Raw genomic sequence first — 18,717 nt, 5'->3', positions numbered from 1 at the left:
CGTGTGATCTGTCCATTTGCAACCATAATATGGCCAATATGCCATGCAAAGAAGGGGTAAATGGACATATAATTCCATTTTAACGCATTTGAGTTGCGAATAGATTTTACCTACAGCCGAGTTCTCTCGTTTAGGAGCCCCCTGCATGAATCGTTTACCCGTTATCGTCGGCTTTGGTGGTTACAATGCCGCTGGCCGCAGTTCTTTCCATCACGCCTACCGACGTACTGTTTTAGCCAGCTTAAGCCCTGAAAAGCGCGTCACGACCTTACTCAGTCTGGCATGTCTCATGCGTTTAGTTCGCTATGAGAATGGGCATTACGTGGATATAGACGGCGACACATTGTCGGCCGAAGCTGTGGCTGATAAGTACCAGAGCACGATCGAGACCAACACCCTGATTCGACGCATCCATGCCGAACTTTTTGACCCCGACCAAGTGCTGGCATATACGGAGTTGGCGCTCGAAAGTGCGCAAACTTCGGAGTTTACCGTGCGTCGCCGTGATTTGCCTGAGCCATTACCAGCCAACTGGCAAGTGAGCAACGTGGATGATCGTACGGTGAAAGTTACCATTGCCGGCGACCTGTCCGTAAAAATGAACACCGTTCGCCCAATGGAAGTGCAATCTGCTGGTATGGTACCGACCGGTTTCATTCCTGCTGATCAATACGAATCACGCTTTCATCCACGTGGTTTGCAATTAACGGTACTCGGTGCTTCGGATGCCATCAACTCAGTTGGGATCGCCTGGGATGACATCATGGCCAAGTTGTCACCCGATCAGGTGGCAGTTTTTGCAGCCAGCGGATTAGGACAGACTGACGACTATGGTATTGGCGGTTATATGCAAGCTCGTATGCGGGCGGCGCGTGCCACGTCTAAGCAAATGGCACTTGGATTAAATTCGATGGTGGCCGATTTCGTCAATGCCTATATGTGTGGCAGTGTCGGTACCACAGGCGCAGTCACCGGCGCGTGTGCGACGTTTCTCTATAATTTACGACTCGCCGTGGACGACATTAAAGCAGGTCGTCACCGCTTAGTAATCTGTGGTTCAGCCGAAGCGCCGGTGACTCCAGAAGTAATGGAAGGTTTCGCGGCAATGAGTGCTTTAGGTACGGATGACCGACTGGCAAAACTCGATGGTGCAGATACCGCCGATCACCGTCGGGCATCTCGGCCGTTTGGTGAGAACGCGGGTTTTACTATGGGGGAATCATCACAGTTCTTTGTTTTAATGGATGACGAGCTTGCGATGGAGCTTGGTGCGGATATTTATGGCGCGGTACCCGATGTGTTTGTAAACGCAGATGGCTTTAAAAAGTCGATCTCATCACCTGGTGCTGGTAACTATATTACCGTGGCGAAAGCGGTTGCGGCGGCGCAAGCGATCGTCGGTGCCGATACCATTAAACACCGTTCGTTTATTCAGGCGCATGGCTCCAGTACACCGCAGAATCGCATCACTGAATCGATGATTTTCGACAAAGTTGCAAAGGGTTTTGGTATTGATGATTGGCCGGTGACGGCGGTTAAGGCGTTTGTTGGGCATCCGCTCGGCCCCGCCAGTGGTGACCAGTTAGCGAATACCCTCGGTGTGTTTGCTGATGGCATTATTCCCGGTATTAAAACCACTGACAAAGTCGCTGATGACGTGTTTGATGATCATCTGGACATCGTGCTGCAAGATAAATCTACTACGATGGACGTCGCGTTTTTGAACTCCAAAGGGTTCGGCGGTAATAACGCCACCGCTACCGTATTATCGCCCAGGCAAGTCGAGTCTATGCTAAAGCAGCGTTATGGTGTTGACGCGTTCGTCGAATACACACGCAAACGAAAAGCGGTGCGCACGACGGCAAAAGCCTATGACGATGCAGCGTTGACAGGCGATTTGCGTATTATTTATAACTTCGGGAGCGGGATCATTGAGGAGCACGAAATCAGTGTGTCTGAGACGGCGCTGAACTTGGATCGATTCGCTAACCCAGTGTCACTACATTTTAGCAACCCGTATGCGGACATGGTAAATGACTGATTTATCTAACGTATCTAAATTCCGTGCTGGACTGGCCAGCGACCTGGCCCTGATCGGACATCACGTGCAGCTTGAACCGCTCAGCTCAGACCATGTGGCTGACCTAACTGCTGCGGCGGCCGACGGCGAATTATGGAATCTACACTATACCGGAGTGCCCACACCGGACCAAATGCCAGCGATGGTGAAAAATGCCTTGTGCAACCGCGACGCGGGGATTGAACACCCGTTTGTGGTACGACGATTGTCAGACAACCGCGTGGTCGGTAGTACTCGATACTATTATCTCAGCGAGCAAGATCGTAATTTGTCGATTGGGTTTACCTGGTATTCGGCGTCGGTTCATCGCACTGGCGTGAACACCGAGTGTAAGCTGTTGCTGTTACAGCATGCGTTTGAAACAATGGGTTGTATCGCTGTGCACTGGCACACACACCACGACAATGTGCGTTCTCAGAAAGCGATCCAGCGCTTGGGTGCCAAATTTGACGGTATTATTCGCAACCATAAAATCATGCCGAATGGCACGATTCGCCACACGCATTGTTTCTCGATGATCGATTCTGAATGGCCACAGTCCAAAGCCTTTTTGACCGGGCGTCTGGCGGCGTTTTCGGATAGCTAGATTTGATCGCGACTCAGTGTTGGGTCGCCAGAGGAAGGACGTCTTGAGGGCAGGGCGTTGCAGCGACTTATGTGCGGCTACAACACCCTGAATTTTAGTTTATCCTTGTTCTTGGTCCAGCAGCTCCTGGATCTGTACTGCGCGCTCCTGTAACTCCAGTTCCTGGCGGCGTAGGTCCAATTTCTCTTGTTCGATTTTTAACAGCTCTTCTTCAATAGACAGCTGGCGTTGCACCTTCGCATCGGCTTCGGCTTGCGCGCGCTGCGCAGCCTGTTGCTTGGCTTGTTCTTCGCGTTGTTTTGCTGCAGCCGCTTCTGAGCGCTTGCGTTCTGACTCGGCTTCCGCCTGTTTGCGCGCAGCTTGTTCCGCGTCAATGGTATTTTTTTGTTCCGCGTAGGCTTCGCCGAAAGCGTCACCGCAGACTTTATCTGCGGCAATATCGCGGTTTGCATCACAAAACCCTTCGATCTCCTTGGCGCACCACAAATCGCCGTCGGTCTTGCGCTGTACCTTGTGTTCTGAATCATCTTCGCACGTGACAGTGAAGACCCAATAGGCGTCTTCTGGGCCGTATTGTGCGAACTCTTCCGCTGTTTTAGTTTTCACCTGTGCGCTTGCGGTGGCAGTGAATACAATGCTGCCGACCAGCGCGGCGTAGCCAATTACATTACCCATTTTATAACCCAATTTAGATTTGCTACTCATAATTTGTCTCAGTACTTAGTCGTCATGTTCGAGCGGAATACTATGCCGCTCTGATTAAAATAAATGTTATTGCTGGCCGTCCATCTGAGCTTTTTTGAGCTCAAGTTCACGGCGCTGAAGTTCCAGTCGTTTCTGTTGAATCAAGATGCGTTGCGACTCGATTTGGTTTTGCTCTTTTAATAAGTCTGTCTCGGACAGTTTTTTTGCTTCGATTGATGCAGGTGCTGTTGTCGCAGGTTGTGGACTCGGTGCAGCAACAGGTTTAGAGTTTGTTTCCGCTTTCGTGGTGTCTGGCGCAGCTGATGCGGCTGATTTCGGCACCGGGTCGGTGACAATAGGTGCGGATTCGTCATCCGACACTTTCTGCGCAAAATTGTCCGCGCAGACCATACGCGAGGCAGTGAATTTGTTCTCATTGCACACTGTTGGCGCGTCGCTGGCACACCAATTATCACCTGTGATCGGCTTTTGCATCGAGCGCGGTTGTTCCACATTTTCACATTTAACGCTGACGTGCCAATATGATTGTTCCGCTTCGATGAATTTTTCAAGTGACATACTTTCGACTGCCGCGGCATACGCTTTCATGCCGATGAACACGCTGCCTATCAGCGCCACGACGGTAATACCGATTTGTTTGCGATCTGGTGTTGGTTTAATTCTCATAACTACCCCTCGTTGATTAAATCACTATGCTGATACACTGCGCTGTGCCTGTTTTTCCTGCTGTTTGAGTTGGCGATTTCGTTCAGCTGCTTTTTGGCTGTCGGAGCCAATATGGCTTTCGCCGCGATCTTTCGATAATTGAACTTGTTTCTCGCGCTCAGAAAAACGTGCTTTTTGTTCTTCAGTTAGCGCATCATGGCAGCGCGGACAACTTACGCCCGGACGATAATGCTCAGACAGTTTGTCTTGTTCGGTGATCGGAAAACGGCAGGCATGGCATTGGTCATACTGACCTTTCTCTAAGTCATGGTTCACCGCAACGCGATCGTCGAACACAAAGCACTCTCCATGCCATTTGCTGCGTTCTTGTTCCACCGTTTCAAGGTATTTAAGAACACCGCCTTTGAGATGAAAGACCTCCTCGAACCCTTGTTCTTTCATAAACGCCGACGCTTTCTCGCAACGAATGCCACCGGTGCAGAACATCGCCACTTTCTTATGCTTTTGCGGGTCCAAGTTTTCGGCAACATAGGACGGAAACTCGCGAAATGTATCTGTGTGTGGATTGATGGCGTTCTCAAATGTGCCGATTTCGTATTCATACTCATTGCGCGTGTCGATCAGGACGACCTCTGGATCGTCCAGAAGTGCGTTCCACTCCTGCGCATCGACGTAAGTACCAACGACACGGTTGGGGTCAATACCGTCCACACCCATGGTAACGATTTCACGTTTCAATTTAACTTTCGTGCGGTGGAAGGGCGGTGTTTGATGATACGATAGTTTGTAATCCAGGTCCGCCATTCTGCTGTCTAACTGCATCCATTCAATGAACTCTGTAATGGCGGCGTCAGAACCGGCAATCGTGCCGTTAATACCTTCGGTTGCCAACAGTAAAGTGCCTCGAATACTGAGCTGATTCAGCTTCGCTAGATAATTTGGTTGCAGGTTTTGATAATCATCAAGCTGCACAAATTTGTACAGCGCACAGACAGTTATCGGGTGCGAGTTCGTCGCAGGACGAGATGTATTGCTTGTGTTTATATGTGACATGAGAAAGCGAGCTAACCAGAACGTAAAACTGGCGCATCATTAAGTTACTTACCAACTCGTAAGTATCTAATGTTTAATCATATTATTCAATAGAAGCGCGGATGACTTGATGGACAAATATGCGCTAATTCTGGTATTCCGCGCCGAATTACCAACCTTGTTTCCAAGCCACGCTGTGTACCTTCCAGTCACGGTCTTCACGCTTGAGCAAGACGGAGAACTTCACGGCATCGGCTTTTAGACGATTGGACTCCAAAGACAAGTCGGTGTCACGTGAAGCCATCGCGGCGGATAGCTCGACACTGGCGACGTTATTCTCGATGTCAATCGAACGAATCAACGTGAAAATGTTGATTTTTTGATTGCGCATGATCTGCAATTGAGCAAGTCGTGCAATCTGCTTGCTGTCGTAGCCCTGGTGGTCGGCGTAGTCGTCGCTGATGTGCGCCATAATTCCGCTTAATGAGCGTTGTTCGGCGGCTTCCTCAATCAGGGTTAATGTCTTGCGGACTTGTGTTTCTGGGGCGTCGGCAGGTTCAGATGAGCAGGCGACGAGGACGGCGAGGGCGAATAGTGACAAGCAAGTTTTGAACATTGCTACTGCTCCAGTGTTGGTTTCACTTTATACTAGCGGTGATGAATTATCTCAGCCATTTGTTTTTCTCTCAACGCACACCGCACTCAATGACCGGAAATTTGATGGGCGACTTTAAGCCTGCCGCGTCGTTGCTTGAAGTTTTACCCAAGGCGGTTCTGTTGGGGATTGAGAATCACCGTTTGGTTGATCGCTTGACCGATGAGTTCGATGCGGTTAAAGCGCTGCGCGAGGTGTTTTCGAGTGAGCGACGCCGGTATGCCGGTGTGATTACCGATATTGCGTTTGATTATTACTTGATTAAACACTGGGAGCAATTCGCCTCGGTTGATTTTGATGAGTTTCGCGCACAGTGCTATTCCGGATTGACTGCGTGCCAAGAGATTATGCCGCCGCGAATGAATCGCGTTGTTGGTCTCATGGCGGAGTATGACTGGTTGAACAATTACGCCACGCTTGAGGGGATTGGCGAATCAATTGATCGAGTGAGTGAGCGTATGCGTTACCGTAATAACATGGCTGGTGGCGTGACTGAAATTGAGCGTAATTACGACGCGTTTGAGCAGGCATTTTTACCCTTATTTGCGTACTTGCAACACGGCGTTGAAAGTGCGGCGCTAGAGCAGTCAGACGCAATCCGCCAAGGTGCAGCAAAAACGGAATTAAAAGGCTAAAAAAGCCTTAAAAAACACGGATATTGCTTTGACAGAAAGGGTTTCACTCTATATGATTCGGCCCAATTCAGAACAGGCGGTTCACATGCCTTTTCCAATGTCGTTGAGAACATGGTATTGCGAAGTAGTTGGTTTGTGAACGGTATAGTATTAATTCAGCGAGGCAAATCATGGCTGTACAGAAGAGTAAAAAATCGAATTCACGCAAAGGGATGCGTCGTTCACATGACGCAATGACCGCGCCAACATTATCTACCGATTCCATGACTGGTGAATTGCACCGTCGTCACCACGTAACTGAGACTGGTTACTATAAAGGCAAAAAAGTGGTGAATGTTAAAACTGCTAACTAAGCAGTTTTACATGTTTTTATCCGAGAGGGCCTCATTTATGAGGCCTTTTTCGTTTTCGCGTCTGCGCTCTGCCGGCACGTCGTCGTTGACTGCCAGGTCGCAGTCGAGATAAATTTTCTAAGTCTAATGCTGGTACGTGCTATCGCATGCTTATATGATATAGCCCATAACGCAGACTCGGGTGTTCGAATAGTGCCAATCTGGTCGGCGCGCCCAATTTGAACACTTTGCAACCAAACAGGAATACCAAATTCGATGTCTTCAACCCCGAATGCAACCACGGTTGCGGTAGACGCAATGGGCGGTGATTTTGGCCCTGAAGTGACCGTCCCCGCCGCGATAGAATTCCTTCTAAAACCTCACAACAAAGACCACCGTATTATTTTGGTTGGTCTCGAAGAGCCGATTCAGACTGTGCTGCGCACGCACGGTGCCAAAGAGCTACTCGATAGTAAGCGCTTAGCCATTCATGGCGCTTCCGAAGTGGTGGCCATGGATGAGTCGCCCGCGCTGGCTCTGAAACGTAAGAAAGATTCCTCCATGCGCGTGGCGATTAATTTGGTCAAAGAGGGCGTCGCCCAAGCTGCCGTCAGTGCTGGGAACACCGGTGCGTTGATGGCCACCGCACGATTTGTGTTAAAAACCATCAAGGGGATTGACAGGCCTGCGATCATCTCCACCATGCCGTGCCTGGATACGTCACAAACATTGCATATGTTGGACCTGGGGGCGAATGTGGACTCGACGCCAGAGATGTTGGTTCAGTTCGCCATTATGGGATCAGTGTTAACACGCTATGTGGACAAAAAGGAATCGCCACGTGTTGCCTTGTTGAACGTCGGTGCTGAAGAAATAAAAGGCAGCGAAAAAGTAAAAATGGCGTCGCAATTATTGAATGAAAGCCCGCTCAATTATGTCGGATATATCGAGGCCGATGAAATCTTCAACGGTAAGGTCGACGTCATTGTGTGCGATGGGTTTGAGGGGAATGTGGCGTTGAAAGCCAGTGAAGGCACCGCTAAGATGATCATGAAGGTGTTGAAAGAGGAGTTCAAGCGTAATGCGCTCACTAAGTTGGCGGGCGCATGCGCGGCTCCGGTATTCCGTAGTATCCAGTCACGTCTGGACCCAAGGAGTCATAATGGTGCGTCGCTAATCGGACTAAATGGCATCGTTGTGAAAAGTCACGGCGGTACCGACCAAGTTGGTTTCGAGTACGCAATTCAAGAGGCTCGCCAACAGGCGAGTCGCAATGTTATTGGGCATATTAGTCAAGAAATAGAAAAGGTTTATTCTATATAAAGACTATATAATTCAATTATATAAATAACAAAGTTAAAGTAAATTATTATGTCATTTTCGATCGTATTTCCCGGCCAAGGTTCACAAGCTATTGGCATGATGAGTGAGTTGGCGGCGAATTATTCAATCGTACGTCAGTGTTTCGAGCGCGCGTCAGATGTCTTGGGCACAGACCTGTGGAAGATGACGCAAGAAGGCCCGCTAGAAGCCCTGTCGCAGACCGAAAACACACAACCCGCGCTACTGACTGCCGGTGTCGCGGCGTGGAAGGTCTGGCTCCAAAATGGAGGCACGGCGCCGAGTATGATGGCTGGCCACAGTCTGGGCGAGTACACCGCACTGGTCTGCGCTGGAGCCATGAGCTTTGCCGATGGCGTCGCGCTGGTGCGTGACCGCGGTCGCTACATGCAAGAGGCTGTGCCAGCTGGTGAGGGCGGAATGGCTGCCATTATTGGGCTGGAAGATAAGCAAGTGATTGCAGTCTGTGACAAATTGACTGAAGCTGGTGATCTGGTGCAAGCGGTGAACTTCAATGCGCCAGGGCAGGTCGTCATTGCAGGCACGGCTTCCGGCATTGAGAAAGCCGCCCAGGCCATGAAAGATGCCGGTGCCAAACGTGCCTTGCCCTTACCGGTGTCGATCCCGGCGCATTCAAGCCTGATGAGCCCAGCCTCTGAGCGACTGGCAGAACGATTAGCCGATGTTGATGTTTCGGTGCCATCAATCCCAGTTTTGCATAATTGCAATGTCAGCGTTGCCAAGTCACCGGCCGAAGTCAAAGCCAACCTGGTGACCCAACTTGATTCACCTGTTCGCTGGGTAGAATCAGTGCAAACCATGCACCGTCAAGGGGTTTCACTGTTTATCGAGAGTGGTCCAGGTCGAGTGCTGGGTGGCATGGTTAAGCGCATCGTGCGTGAAGCAGATGCAGGCTGTATTGAGAAGCCAGAGGCTGTCGAAGCATTGTTGGCGGCCACCGCGTAACCCTACGAACACCTATATTTACAGAGGATAATCATGTTTGATTTAAGTAACAAAATTTGCCTGGTCACGGGTGCAACGCGCGGGATCGGAAAAGCCATTGCTGCGCAATTGGGCGCCCAAGGTGCGACCGTAATTGGTACGGCGACCTCACAAGCCGGCGCTGAGACCATTTCAAGCGCGCTTAAAGACGCCAGCATCCAAGGTGAAGGTGTCGTGTTAAATGTGGCGAATGGCGACTCGGTTGAGGCAGTGCTGAAGCACGTGACCGACACCTATGGTGCGATCAACGTGTTGGTCAACAATGCCGGGATTACGCGTGACAATCTGATGATGCGAATGAAAGAAGAAGAGTGGGATGACATCATGTCAACCAACTTGAAGTCCGTATATCGATTGTCCAAAGGCGTGTTGCGCGGCATGATGAAAGCGCGCACCGGTCGCATTATCAATATCACGTCGGTGGTTGGCGTATCGGGTAATGCGGGTCAGGCCAATTACGCGGCGGCCAAAGCCGGTGTGATTGGTTTCAGTAAATCACTCGCGCAGGAAATTGCTTCACGTGGGATTACCGTCAACGCAATCGCGCCGGGTTTTATCAATACTGACATGACCAAAGCGCTGAATGAAGAGCAGGTCAGCAAGATGACCGCGAACATTCCGGCCGCACGTTTGGGTGAGCCTGAAGACATCGCCGCATCGGTGGTATTCCTCGCTTCGGATGAGAGTTCATACATTACTGGTGCCACCTTGCATGTGAACGGTGGCATGTACATGACCTAGGTCTGAAATCGGTCTTCGGTTATAGTTACGACAATTGGTAATTATTTTGCAAAGCGGGCGCTTTTTTATATAATGCGCCGCATTGATCAACCGCTGGTGGCAATCATGCAGTCGATGGTTGTTGACAGTTTTATCTCTCCTGATGTTCGTGGTAATTTATAGCCAGTTTGAACTGAAGGATAAATAGCTCCCCCTTGAAGAGGTACACTCATGAGCAGTATTGAAGAACGCGTAAAAAAAATCGTCATCGAGCAACTTGGTGTTAATGAAGACCAAGTTGTTAACAGTGCATCGTTTGTCGACGACCTGGGCGCTGATTCACTGGACACAGTTGAGCTGGTTATGGCTCTCGAAGAAGAGTTCGAAACTGAAATCCCAGATGAAGAAGCTGAGAACATCACTACTGTTCAGCAAGCCATCGATTACGTTGTGAAAAACAGCTAATCGCTGAATTGCGAAAAATAGAAGGCCGCTCAGCGCAATCGAGCGGCCTTTTTTATGTCTGAAGAATTTGTCTCACTCGTCGCTACTAATTGGCATATTGCCCAATAGAACGCGCAGTTTCTAACGTTCAGTGACGTTAATTAGGTAGGGCTGATCCGGGTTTTCTTTTATAATCGCGCATTGGCAACAATTCACCACACACAAACAACTAGTTATGAGTAAACGTCGCGTCGTCATAACCGGCATGGGGATTATCTCTCCGGTCGGGCTCACCTTGGATGAAAACTGGAAAAATATCACTAACGGAGTCAGTGGTATTGGTCGAATCGATCGTTTCGATCCTGAAGGCTATCCTTGTCAGATCGCCGGTCAAGTCGATGGGTTTGATCCCGCGAATTATATGCCGCCTAAAGAAACCAAAAAGATGGATCGCTTTATTCAGATGGGCATGGCGGCTAGTCTGGACGCGTTCCGTGATTCTGGCTTAGAAGTCACCGAGGCGAATGCCGAGCGAATTGGTGTTTATGTCGGTTCCGGCATTGGTGGTATTGAGTCGATTGAAAATGCCACGTTAACCCTGAATAACCGTGGTGTACGACGTGTGTCTCCTTTTTTCGTGCCGAGCGCCATTATCAATATGATTTCCGGCAATCTCTCGATTCAGCTCGGCCTTAAAGGGCCGAACTTGTCGATGGTCACTGCCTGCACGACCGCGACCCATGCGATTGGCGATGCCGGTCGACTCATCGAGTACGGTGATGCCGATGTCATGATTGCTGGTGGCGCGGAAGCGGCCATCACACAAACAGCCATTGCAGGCTTCGGCAACGCGCGCGCACTGTCGTCACGTGATGTTGATCCAGCCCAGGCTTCCTGCCCATGGGATGAGGCGCGCGACGGTTTTGTCATGGGCGAGGGCGCTGGGGTTCTCGTATTAGAAGAATATGAACACGCAAAAGCACGTGGTGCACGAATCTACGCAGAGCTGGCTGGGTTTGGTATGAGCGGCGACGCGTATCATATGACCTCACCAAGCCCTGGTGGTGAAGGTGCGGCACGTTGCATGGTGAACGCAATGCGCAACGCTGGTGTGAACCCTGAAGACGTAGACCACCTGAACGCACACGGCACCTCAACGCCACTGGGCGATGCAGCCGAGACCAATGCCACTAAAACCGCTTTTGGCGATCACGCTAAACATATTGCGATCAGCTCTACCAAATCCATGGTGGGGCACTTGCTCGGTGCAGCCGGTGGCGTAGAAGCGGTGTACACCGCAATGGCGTTGCACACGCAAATTGCGCCTCCGACCATTAATCTGCACAATCCGTCACCAGATTGCGATTTGGATTACGTGCCGAATACCGCGCGTGACATGAACATGAGTTTAGCGCTGACCAATTCGTTCGGATTTGGTGGTACCAATGGCACGCTGGCCATGAAACGTTTCGTATAGGCAATCCTCACCAGTGCTTACTCTGGTTAACGGCAAACAAACCCCACAAACCTCGGCATTAGACCGAGGTTTGTTATATGGGCAATCAGTTTTTGAAACGGTCGCGGTCGAGAACCAGACACTGCTACTTTGGGAGGCGCACTTGAATCGGCTGGTGGCTGGCGCCTCCGCCATCGGAGTTCCACTATCCGCCGATTTTCTCGCCGCATTGAGCGGCGAGGCGCATGCAGCGGCAACACAGTGCGATGAGCGAACTGTGTTGCGCGTCACGGTTACGGCTGGGCAGGGCGGACGTGGATACCTCAACCCCGACCCAATGCAGCCGACCCGGATACTGAGTTGTCATCCGTACCCGCAATATCCTGTCGACCATCGAGATGTTGGTATCACGCTGGGAATCAGTGATATTCGTTTGGCCACGCAACCGCTTTTAGCGGGCATCAAGCATGGTAATCGCTTGGAGCAGGTTTTGGCGCGTTCACAATGGCATGCAGATTGGCAAGAGGCCCTGTTGTTGGACCACGATTTAAATGTCGTCGAGGCGACACAAAGCAATGTATTTCTGGCGCGAGATGGGGTTATATTCACACCCAAGCTAGACCGTTGTGGCGTTGCCGGCGTGATGCGTGACTACCTGATCGCGGTGGCGCAAAGCATTGGAGTCGACACTCGGATTGTGCGATTATCCTTATCTGACATCGAGGCGGCTGATGAGGTGTTTGTCAGCAACTCCATCATTGGCTTATGGCCCGTTCAACGGTGCTTATCTCGCCATTATAAGAGTCGAGAAATCTCGTCTAAACTTCTGAAATTATTACTAGAAAATGAAGTTATTCCGAATCATTAGGCTCACGTTTTATGCGTTGTTTGTGTTGGCAATGGCCTTCGCTTATTTTACCTACACCAGCGTAATATCACAGCCGTTAGAAAACCGCGACAAAATGCTCGTTATCCCGCAGGGGGTTGGCGTCAGCTGGCTGGCAAACCATTTGCAGCAGCAGGGCGTGATTGATAATCGCTACGTGTTTCGCGCTTACACCTGGTTAAATGCGCGTGATATTCAAATCAAGGCCGGTGAATACACACTCGTCGACGTGGACTCGATTCCTGAGCTGATTAACAAGGTCAATCAAGGCAAGGTGATTCAGTATTCGTTGACTTTGATTGAAGGCAAAACCTTTAAAGAGTACTTGGCGCACCTCAAATCCCAACGCTTGCTAGAAGACGAGCTCGACGCGATGGATGATGTCGCGATCATGCGTGCACTTGGCGCGCCAGGCCAGCACCCAGAAGGTATGTTTGCACCGCAGACCTACTATTTTCAAAAGGGCGACAGCGATTTTGACGTGTTGGAGCAAGCGTTCAAACGTCAGCAAGCACTGTTAGATGAGATCTGGGCGTCACGCGCCGACGATGTGGAAGTCAAATCACCGTACCAATTGTTGATCATGGCCTCGATCATCGAAAAAGAGACTGGTGCGGCACACGAGCGCCCAACAATCTCTGGCGTGTTTAACAATCGATTGCGTATCGGCATGAAGCTCCAAACCGATCCAACCGTGATTTATGGTATGGGAGACAGTTATGATGGCAATATTCGGCGTCGCGATTTGACTACCGATACCGAGTACAACACCTATACGCGGTACGGCTTGCCGCCAACGCCGATTGCGATGCCAGGCGAAGCCGCTATCCGCGCGGCAGCCAACCCGGAAACCACCGAGGCACTGTATTTTGTCGGCAAGGGCGATGGTTCGCACAAATTTTCTAAAACCCTGAAAGAGCACAATAATGCGGTCATCAAGTATCAACTTGGCGGCAAACCGAAGTCTTTTTCGTCTAATCCTGAGCAGTAGACATGGGCGCAGTGCAGGGTAAGTTTATAACCGTCGAAGGCCAAGACGGGGCAGGAAAATCGACCAATATCGAGGTCATTGAGTCAGTTCTGACGCAGCACAGCATCGATTACGTGCACACACGTGAACCCGGCGGCACTGAACTGGGTGAGCGGCTGCGTGAGTTATTGTTGAACGACAGCGACGCCATGATCGGTGATACGGCTGAACTGATGATAATTTTTGCAGCACGCGCCCAGCATCTTGATCAGGTCATCAAACCGGCGTTGGCTGCCGGTAAATGGGTGTTATGTGATCGCTTTACCGACGCCACCTATGCTTATCAGGGCGGTGGCCGTGAGCTTGATGTTCAGACCATTGCTGCCTTAGAGACACTGGTACAAGGTACATTACGCCCGGATTTGACGGTGCTACTGGATGTGCCAGTCGCCGTTGGCGAACAACGTGCCGACAACCGTGGAGAACCTGATCGCTTTGAACAACAGCAGCAGTCCTTCAAGCAACGTGTTCGAGCATGTTATCTCGCTCGCGCGAGCGACGAACCAGCGCGTTTTCGCGTGGTCGACGCCAGCCTGGCGCTGGATCAGGTACAAGCGCAAGTCGAACAGGTATTAGTCGACTATATTCAGCGCGTGCAAACAGGCTAATGAGCAAGTTCAGCCCAACAATCCATCCGTGGAATCAAGACGTTTGGCAAAACCTGACGATGGAGCCTGAGCGTACCAATCATGCCTTATTATTCAACGGAAACAGTGGTTTAGGTAAACGTGATCTCGCCCTTGCGCTGGCGCATTTTGTCTTAACTGATACCCATTCACAGTCGGAATCTTTGTTCGCCGCGGCATCACACCCAGATCTGCATGTGATTATGCCAGAGATAGAAGTACAAGCAGGCTTGCTGGGCAGCTACGCAAATCGATATCTGGAAGTACATTCGGGCAAACCTAAGCGTGCGATTACCATTGAACAGGTACGGCGGCTCTCGGCGGCGCTGACCACGCATCCTCACATCAGCTCGCACCGCGTCATTCTGATCCTCTTCGCCGAGACTATGAATCGTAATGCGTCCAACGCCTTACTGAAAAGCCTGGAAGAACCACCTGCCAATACGTTGTTTGTGGTGGTGACGGATGAGGTTTCTAAGTTGGTGAGTACCATTCGCAGTCGCTGCAGCTTAGTGAATTTTTACCCGCCGGAAGCGTCGGCAGCTAAAGCCTGGCTTGCGCACCAGCGTGTCATTCCCGACGCTGAGATCGATACTTATCTCGCCATGGCCAACAACCACCCATTGGCGGCACTCGACCTGTTTAGCGGTGATTATCTGACTGCGCTAAAAGCGGTATTCAGCGAGGTAAACAGCCTCTGGATGCGGCGCGCAGAAGTGACAGCCGTGGCGAAATCCTGGCAACAATTGGGCAGTTTGCCGGCGCTGGAGATCCTGCAAAAGTTAACCACAGATTTATTGCGTACCAAATTGACAGACCAGCCAGCGACGGTGTTTTTTCCTGTGCAAATGTCTTGGATATCGTCTTCCAGCGCAAAACTTGATAAGCAACGCTTACTGGATTTGGTGGATGAGCTGAATAATGCGAAACGCTTGCTGGCAACCACCGTTGATGAGCTGTTAGTGCTGGAAACCGTCGCACACAAATTTTATCGCTTGCCAGCCTAACGATTGGTGCTTGTAGAACGTTGAAATTAGCGGTATAAACTCATAATGACTGTAGAAAAGCAAAACATCCCGGCCGACAAAGCGCGCAATGCGGTGATTTCGATCGCCATTAAAGATAAGCAAGCGCTGTACATGTCGTATATGCCGTTTGTGAAGAATGGCGGTCTCTTCGTGCCAACCAAGAAAGACTACAATCTTGGTGATGAAATGTTTTTGCTGGTTAAGATCATGGATGAGATCGACCCCGTGCATATTTCTGGCAAAGTGATCTGGGTTAGCCCGCCGGGCGCCTTAGGGAACCGGCCACGCGGAGTAGGGGTTCAGTTTATGGGCGACGATGCCCGCGCCACAGTGAATTTGATCGAACAAAAACTGGGTGCCTCCATCTCGCTGACGCGATCCACGCACACCATGTAGTCCGAACCTAAGCAGTCCGAACTTATGTTGTTCACATCCAGGCGGCCAGAGCAGGGCGCTTGAACTAAATCTAGTTTTAATACGATATTCCATGCAAATCGTCGACTCTCATTGTCACATCAATTTTGACGAACTTCATCAGCGCCTACCCGACATTTTGGCCAATGCGCGCCTGAATGATGTCTCGCATATGCTGTGTGTGTCGGTTAACCTCGAAGACTTTCCGCAGGTCAAAAAGCTGGCCGACGAACATTCGAATGTGTTTGCATCGGTTGGTGTGCATCCGTGCTACGAAGACGTGAAAGAACCGAGTGTTGAGGAGCTGGTTAGCATCGCTCAGGACGACAATATTGTCGCCATTGGTGAAACCGGACTAGATTATTTTCGGGTTGAAGATCAGGACATGACCTGGCAACAACAACGCTTTGTGCGGCATATCACAGCCGCCAAAACCGTTAATAAACCGCTTATTATCCACACGCGCAGTGCCGCAGACGACACCATGCGCATGCTCAAAGAAGAGGGCGCGGATCAATGTCGTGGTGTAATGCACTGTTTTGCCGAAGACTGGGATGTCGCCAAAAGGGCGCTTGACCTGGGTTTTTACATCTCTTTTTCAGGTATCGTGACGTTCAAAAGCGCCACCAACGTGCAGGAAGTTGCACGTAAATGCCCTATCGATCGCGTTTTAGTTGAAACCGATTCACCGTATCTGGCGCCCGTGCCATTGCGCGGTAAAACCAACGAACCAGCTTATGTACGACACACTGCCCAGTTCGTGGCCGATCTTAAAGGCATGCCGCTCGAGGATCTAGCGGCGCAGACCACCGATAACTTTTTCAATTTATTCCCAGCCACACGCTAAATCTGCAGCTAACTGGATTTTTAGACCAAATACTCGGCGAAATCGGATTTTCTCGGGAAACTGCTCAGCGACTCACAAATTCGGTTTCTTGTGCGGAAATCGAATTTTTCAGTCATATCACGCTCAGTTCTGAGCAATCTTTTTTGCCTTGCGGCTACACAGAGTCGTCAAACTCACCAAAACTGAATCAGCTAATTTGCCATAAGACCATGGCTGACTTTGTGGCGAATTCCCAAAGTAAACTCACGGCCATTCAACGAACTCTGTAAACATCCGCCAAGGCAGGCTGAGATACGCAGGCCATCATCGCTAAACACGCATAGTTACTAATAATCAGAAATAGTTACACGATTAGTGCGCGATGACACACCATATAAGCGTTTTTTATTTAAGACTAGTTCTAGATAAGTAATATAACTATTTGTATATAAATAGAATAATACTTAAAGTAAGTTCGCAACCATCTCAAGTGAACGTGTTAAAACAGCAATATTCAGATATGCGCATAATATATATTATGTAAAATTAAGTTGGTATTTATTAACTGGATATTAAACACCCGTTGGACGTACAACCAAAGTGCTTACGTTTCTACAACTAACCCCCTTACGTTACAACTAACCCTCTTAAGTTTTTGTCCAAGAAGTTAGAGCTACATTCTTGTGACTTTAAAGGTAGTTAGATGAGCTTAGACATGCCGTGTACTGCATTATTTTTCAGTGTGTCGCGAGTATCGTAGTACTTGATCATTTCAACTGTCGAATGACCTGTGGCATTAATAATGGAGATAAAGTCTTCCTGGTTGTTTAATGCCAACTCAATGAAGGTTTTTCGAAATGAATGAGGAGTAGCTCGCTTTCCATTGGCCACCTTAAAAACAACCTTCTGGACCAGCTGATATATGTAACTAGTGTTTAAAGGCTTTTTCAGTGATTTCGTTGTGTTATTCCTCACAGGACTAAAAATATAATCGCTAGCTGGTTCATAGGTGCTCCGATATTCGAGCATTCGTTTGAGTAAGTTGCCTGGCATTGGCAGCAATTTATAACTGCCTCCCTTCTGAAAAACGTTCACGCTAGACTTATCCAGGTCCAGATCGCTCCATTTGATTCCTACCAATTCATTCCTTCGTAGAGCAAGTACTGCGAGAGTACATATTGCTAGATAATCACGATATGCCGTCTGCGAAATCTTATGTCTTTTATCCATATATCCGATAACGTCCAGAACTTCTGCTCTAGTCAGACTAGACGTACTACTTCTTTTATCGACTTTATGAGCTTGGTATTGATCTAATGGATTCTTTGGGTATTCATACGAATGCATCAAGTATTTAAAAAAGCTCGATAACGCATATGCTTTGCGGTTTGTTGTCTTCGGGTTTATCGGCCTATTCGTTTCTTCATCATATTCCGTTAGATCGTCTAGATAATCCTGAATTTGTTTCACCAAGTCGTGAAACATAATTTTGCCTAGTTGATCGAGGCTCCTCACTCCGAGTTTGGCAAACAGATCCAGTATGTCTCTCGCATACGCTCGTTTTGTGTTTTCTGATCTCTTTGTCGATAGGAAACCGTCTAAGACTTCATCGATACGCAATGAAGTGGTTATAGGCTTGGGAGAGATTACTGCTTCGGATACACGTTTTTCCATACTCAAAATATAGCACTAAACTACTACTGATAATTCATATTATCAGTAGTAAATTATGATCCTGTAAAATATTAGACCTATATATTAAGTGCGGCTACTCCCTATTACTTTTAAGTTGATTCCAGTAGTTTCTAATACATATAAATCTATTGAACCAAGTAAGCTGAGAACACTATCGCTTGGACTGTCGACGTTCAAACCAGGTTGAACGATGAAGTACCGAAACTCTTTCTCCATCCTATTTGCATGAGGGACTATAGATTCCAAATCCTTGAAAGTGCCATATTCAATCCTAGACGCTTTGTTTTGATCAATTCGTCTTTTTTCTCGGTACTTCAACCTCTGAATGATTCTTTCAAACTCCCCTACCCACTTGCAACCCTTAATTACTTGGCCACAAACATCGTAGAAATTGTCGATCGAAGATCCCACATTCCCGCCTTGCGCGTACTTAAGATGGTAAAACTCGACTATCATCTTCCCTCCTTCATCTTTTATGGCAACTATATCTGGTAAGGCCTGAGTTTACCCGACACTTTTCATAGTAAATAATGTAACTTAACTATGAGAGGTAAA

General features: G+C 49.2%; 20 protein-coding genes. 15 read left to right on the top strand and 5 right to left on the bottom strand.

The features are described from left to right. The first annotated feature begins 145 nt into the window (after window positions 1–145). Window positions 146–2,041, top strand: coding sequence for a beta-ketoacyl synthase (locus IE055_RS14220; RefSeq protein ID WP_189402342.1), 1,896 nt, complete (start codon window positions 146–148; stop codon window positions 2,039–2,041). Next, window positions 2,034–2,666 (top strand): GNAT family N-acetyltransferase, encoded by a 633-nt coding sequence (locus IE055_RS14215; protein ID WP_189402341.1) that lies wholly within the window; start codon window positions 2,034–2,036, stop codon window positions 2,664–2,666. Before IE055_RS14220 ends, IE055_RS14215 begins: the two co-directional genes overlap by 8 nt. A gap of 99 nt (window positions 2,667–2,765) precedes the next feature. Here IE055_RS14215 and IE055_RS14210 read toward each other — a convergent pair whose 3' ends face one another. The 4 genes from IE055_RS14210 to IE055_RS14195 all read right to left on the bottom strand — a co-directional run bounded on the left by IE055_RS14210 (window position 2,766) and on the right by IE055_RS14195 (window position 5,685). After that, window positions 2,766–3,371, bottom strand: a complete 606-nt coding sequence (locus tag IE055_RS14210) for a hypothetical protein (protein ID WP_189402340.1) — start codon at window positions 3,369–3,371, stop codon at window positions 2,766–2,768. A gap of 66 nt (window positions 3,372–3,437) precedes the next feature. Continuing rightward, on the bottom strand, window positions 3,438–4,037 hold the full coding sequence (locus tag IE055_RS14205) for a hypothetical protein (protein ID WP_189402339.1): 600 nt from the start codon (window positions 4,035–4,037) through the stop codon (window positions 3,438–3,440). A gap of 24 nt (window positions 4,038–4,061) precedes the next feature. Continuing rightward, the gene (gene trhO / locus IE055_RS14200; RefSeq protein ID WP_189402338.1) at window positions 4,062–5,090 is read right to left on the bottom strand and encodes an oxygen-dependent tRNA uridine(34) hydroxylase TrhO; all 1,029 of its coding nucleotides are present in this window, start codon (window positions 5,088–5,090) and stop codon (window positions 4,062–4,064) included. 148 nt (window positions 5,091–5,238) lie between these two features. Then, complete coding sequence (locus IE055_RS14195; RefSeq protein WP_189402337.1) at window positions 5,239–5,685, bottom strand: hypothetical protein; 447 nt, start codon at window positions 5,683–5,685, stop codon at window positions 5,239–5,241. A gap of 41 nt (window positions 5,686–5,726) precedes the next feature. Between IE055_RS14195 and IE055_RS14190 the strand changes: the two genes are divergently transcribed. The 13 genes from IE055_RS14190 to IE055_RS14130 all read left to right on the top strand — a co-directional run bounded on the left by IE055_RS14190 (window position 5,727) and on the right by IE055_RS14130 (window position 16,488). Beyond that, window positions 5,727–6,359 (top strand): acyl carrier protein phosphodiesterase, encoded by a 633-nt coding sequence (locus IE055_RS14190; RefSeq protein ID WP_189402336.1) that lies wholly within the window; start codon window positions 5,727–5,729, stop codon window positions 6,357–6,359. Window positions 6,360–6,529: 170 nt separating this feature from the next. After that, window positions 6,530–6,712: a 50S ribosomal protein L32 gene (rpmF, locus tag IE055_RS14185; protein WP_189402335.1), complete on the top strand. Its 183-nt coding sequence runs from the start codon at window positions 6,530–6,532 to the stop codon at window positions 6,710–6,712. A gap of 255 nt (window positions 6,713–6,967) precedes the next feature. Then, a complete protein-coding gene (gene plsX, locus IE055_RS14180) occupies window positions 6,968–8,014 on the top strand; it encodes a phosphate acyltransferase PlsX (protein WP_189402334.1) in 1,047 nt (348 codons plus the stop codon). A gap of 48 nt (window positions 8,015–8,062) precedes the next feature. Beyond that, window positions 8,063–8,998, top strand: a complete 936-nt coding sequence (gene fabD, locus IE055_RS14175) for an ACP S-malonyltransferase (RefSeq protein WP_229794311.1) — start codon at window positions 8,063–8,065, stop codon at window positions 8,996–8,998. 33 nt (window positions 8,999–9,031) lie between these two features. Further along, on the top strand, window positions 9,032–9,778 hold the full coding sequence (gene fabG, locus IE055_RS14170) for a 3-oxoacyl-ACP reductase FabG (protein WP_189402333.1): 747 nt from the start codon (window positions 9,032–9,034) through the stop codon (window positions 9,776–9,778). A 210-nt stretch (window positions 9,779–9,988) separates the two neighbouring features. Continuing rightward, complete coding sequence (gene acpP, locus IE055_RS14165; RefSeq protein WP_189402332.1) at window positions 9,989–10,222, top strand: acyl carrier protein; 234 nt, start codon at window positions 9,989–9,991, stop codon at window positions 10,220–10,222. Between the two features lie 214 nt (window positions 10,223–10,436). Beyond that, entirely contained in the window at window positions 10,437–11,678 is a 1,242-nt protein-coding gene (fabF, locus tag IE055_RS14160) for a beta-ketoacyl-ACP synthase II (protein WP_189402331.1), read from the top strand. Window positions 11,679–11,691: 13 nt separating this feature from the next. Next, a complete protein-coding gene (pabC, locus tag IE055_RS14155; RefSeq protein ID WP_189402330.1) occupies window positions 11,692–12,525 on the top strand; it encodes an aminodeoxychorismate lyase in 834 nt (277 codons plus the stop codon). Continuing rightward, window positions 12,503–13,534, top strand: a complete 1,032-nt coding sequence (gene mltG, locus IE055_RS14150; RefSeq protein WP_189402329.1) for an endolytic transglycosylase MltG — start codon at window positions 12,503–12,505, stop codon at window positions 13,532–13,534. The genes pabC and mltG overlap by 23 nt, the downstream gene beginning before the upstream one ends. A 2-nt stretch (window positions 13,535–13,536) precedes the next feature. Continuing rightward, entirely contained in the window at window positions 13,537–14,181 is a 645-nt protein-coding gene (gene tmk / locus IE055_RS14145; RefSeq protein ID WP_189402328.1) for a dTMP kinase, read from the top strand. Then, the gene (locus IE055_RS14140) at window positions 14,181–15,206 is read left to right on the top strand and encodes a DNA polymerase III delta subunit-related protein (RefSeq protein WP_189402327.1); all 1,026 of its coding nucleotides are present in this window, start codon (window positions 14,181–14,183) and stop codon (window positions 15,204–15,206) included. The genes tmk and IE055_RS14140 overlap by 1 nt, the downstream gene beginning before the upstream one ends. Window positions 15,207–15,251: 45 nt before the next feature. Then, window positions 15,252–15,623 (top strand): PilZ domain-containing protein, encoded by a 372-nt coding sequence (locus tag IE055_RS14135; protein ID WP_189402326.1) that lies wholly within the window; start codon window positions 15,252–15,254, stop codon window positions 15,621–15,623. Window positions 15,624–15,714: 91 nt separating this feature from the next. Further along, entirely contained in the window at window positions 15,715–16,488 is a 774-nt protein-coding gene (locus IE055_RS14130) for a TatD family hydrolase (protein ID WP_189402325.1), read from the top strand. Window positions 16,489–17,166: 678 nt separating this feature from the next. On the opposite strand, the gene IE055_RS14125 is transcribed toward IE055_RS14130, so the two are convergent. Then, window positions 17,167–18,141, bottom strand: a complete 975-nt coding sequence (locus IE055_RS14125; RefSeq protein ID WP_189402324.1) for a tyrosine-type recombinase/integrase — start codon at window positions 18,139–18,141, stop codon at window positions 17,167–17,169. Between the last annotated feature and the right edge of the window lie 576 nt (window positions 18,142–18,717).

It is taken from the genome of Arenicella chitinivorans, from assembly GCF_014651515.1.
In the GTDB taxonomy this organism is placed as follows: Bacteria; Pseudomonadota; Gammaproteobacteria; order Arenicellales; family Arenicellaceae; genus Arenicella; species Arenicella chitinivorans.
The sequence above is the reverse complement of the archived record's forward strand: the minus strand, read 5'-3'. Positions and strand labels throughout refer to the sequence as shown.

What these genes read in the sequence shown, in the direction of transcription:
- mltG (WP_189402329.1), top strand. Translation starts at nt 12,503, where the DNA reads ATGAAGTTATTCCGAATCATTAGGCTCACGTTTTATGCGTTGTTTGTG.
- IE055_RS14195 (WP_189402337.1), bottom strand. Translation starts at nt 5,685, where the DNA reads ATGTTCAAAACTTGCTTGTCACTATTCGCCCTCGCCGTCCTCGTCGCC.
- IE055_RS14205 (WP_189402339.1), bottom strand. Translation starts at nt 4,037, where the DNA reads ATGAGAATTAAACCAACACCAGATCGCAAACAAATCGGTATTACCGTC.
- fabF (WP_189402331.1), top strand. Translation starts at nt 10,437, where the DNA reads ATGAGTAAACGTCGCGTCGTCATAACCGGCATGGGGATTATCTCTCCG.
- IE055_RS14220 (WP_189402342.1), top strand. Translation starts at nt 146, where the DNA reads ATGAATCGTTTACCCGTTATCGTCGGCTTTGGTGGTTACAATGCCGCT.
- fabG (WP_189402333.1), top strand. Translation starts at nt 9,032, where the DNA reads ATGTTTGATTTAAGTAACAAAATTTGCCTGGTCACGGGTGCAACGCGC.
- IE055_RS14190 (WP_189402336.1), top strand. Translation starts at nt 5,727, where the DNA reads ATGAATTATCTCAGCCATTTGTTTTTCTCTCAACGCACACCGCACTCA.
- acpP (WP_189402332.1), top strand. Translation starts at nt 9,989, where the DNA reads ATGAGCAGTATTGAAGAACGCGTAAAAAAAATCGTCATCGAGCAACTT.
- IE055_RS14125 (WP_189402324.1), bottom strand. Translation starts at nt 18,141, where the DNA reads ATGGAAAAACGTGTATCCGAAGCAGTAATCTCTCCCAAGCCTATAACC.
- IE055_RS14130 (WP_189402325.1), top strand. Translation starts at nt 15,715, where the DNA reads ATGCAAATCGTCGACTCTCATTGTCACATCAATTTTGACGAACTTCAT.
- IE055_RS14140 (WP_189402327.1), top strand. Translation starts at nt 14,181, where the DNA reads ATGAGCAAGTTCAGCCCAACAATCCATCCGTGGAATCAAGACGTTTGG.
- fabD (WP_229794311.1), top strand. Translation starts at nt 8,063, where the DNA reads ATGTCATTTTCGATCGTATTTCCCGGCCAAGGTTCACAAGCTATTGGC.
- rpmF (WP_189402335.1), top strand. Translation starts at nt 6,530, where the DNA reads ATGGCTGTACAGAAGAGTAAAAAATCGAATTCACGCAAAGGGATGCGT.
- plsX (WP_189402334.1), top strand. Translation starts at nt 6,968, where the DNA reads ATGTCTTCAACCCCGAATGCAACCACGGTTGCGGTAGACGCAATGGGC.
- IE055_RS14210 (WP_189402340.1), bottom strand. Translation starts at nt 3,371, where the DNA reads ATGAGTAGCAAATCTAAATTGGGTTATAAAATGGGTAATGTAATTGGC.
- IE055_RS14215 (WP_189402341.1), top strand. Translation starts at nt 2,034, where the DNA reads ATGACTGATTTATCTAACGTATCTAAATTCCGTGCTGGACTGGCCAGC.
- IE055_RS14135 (WP_189402326.1), top strand. Translation starts at nt 15,252, where the DNA reads ATGACTGTAGAAAAGCAAAACATCCCGGCCGACAAAGCGCGCAATGCG.
- trhO (WP_189402338.1), bottom strand. Translation starts at nt 5,090, where the DNA reads ATGTCACATATAAACACAAGCAATACATCTCGTCCTGCGACGAACTCG.
- tmk (WP_189402328.1), top strand. Translation starts at nt 13,537, where the DNA reads ATGGGCGCAGTGCAGGGTAAGTTTATAACCGTCGAAGGCCAAGACGGG.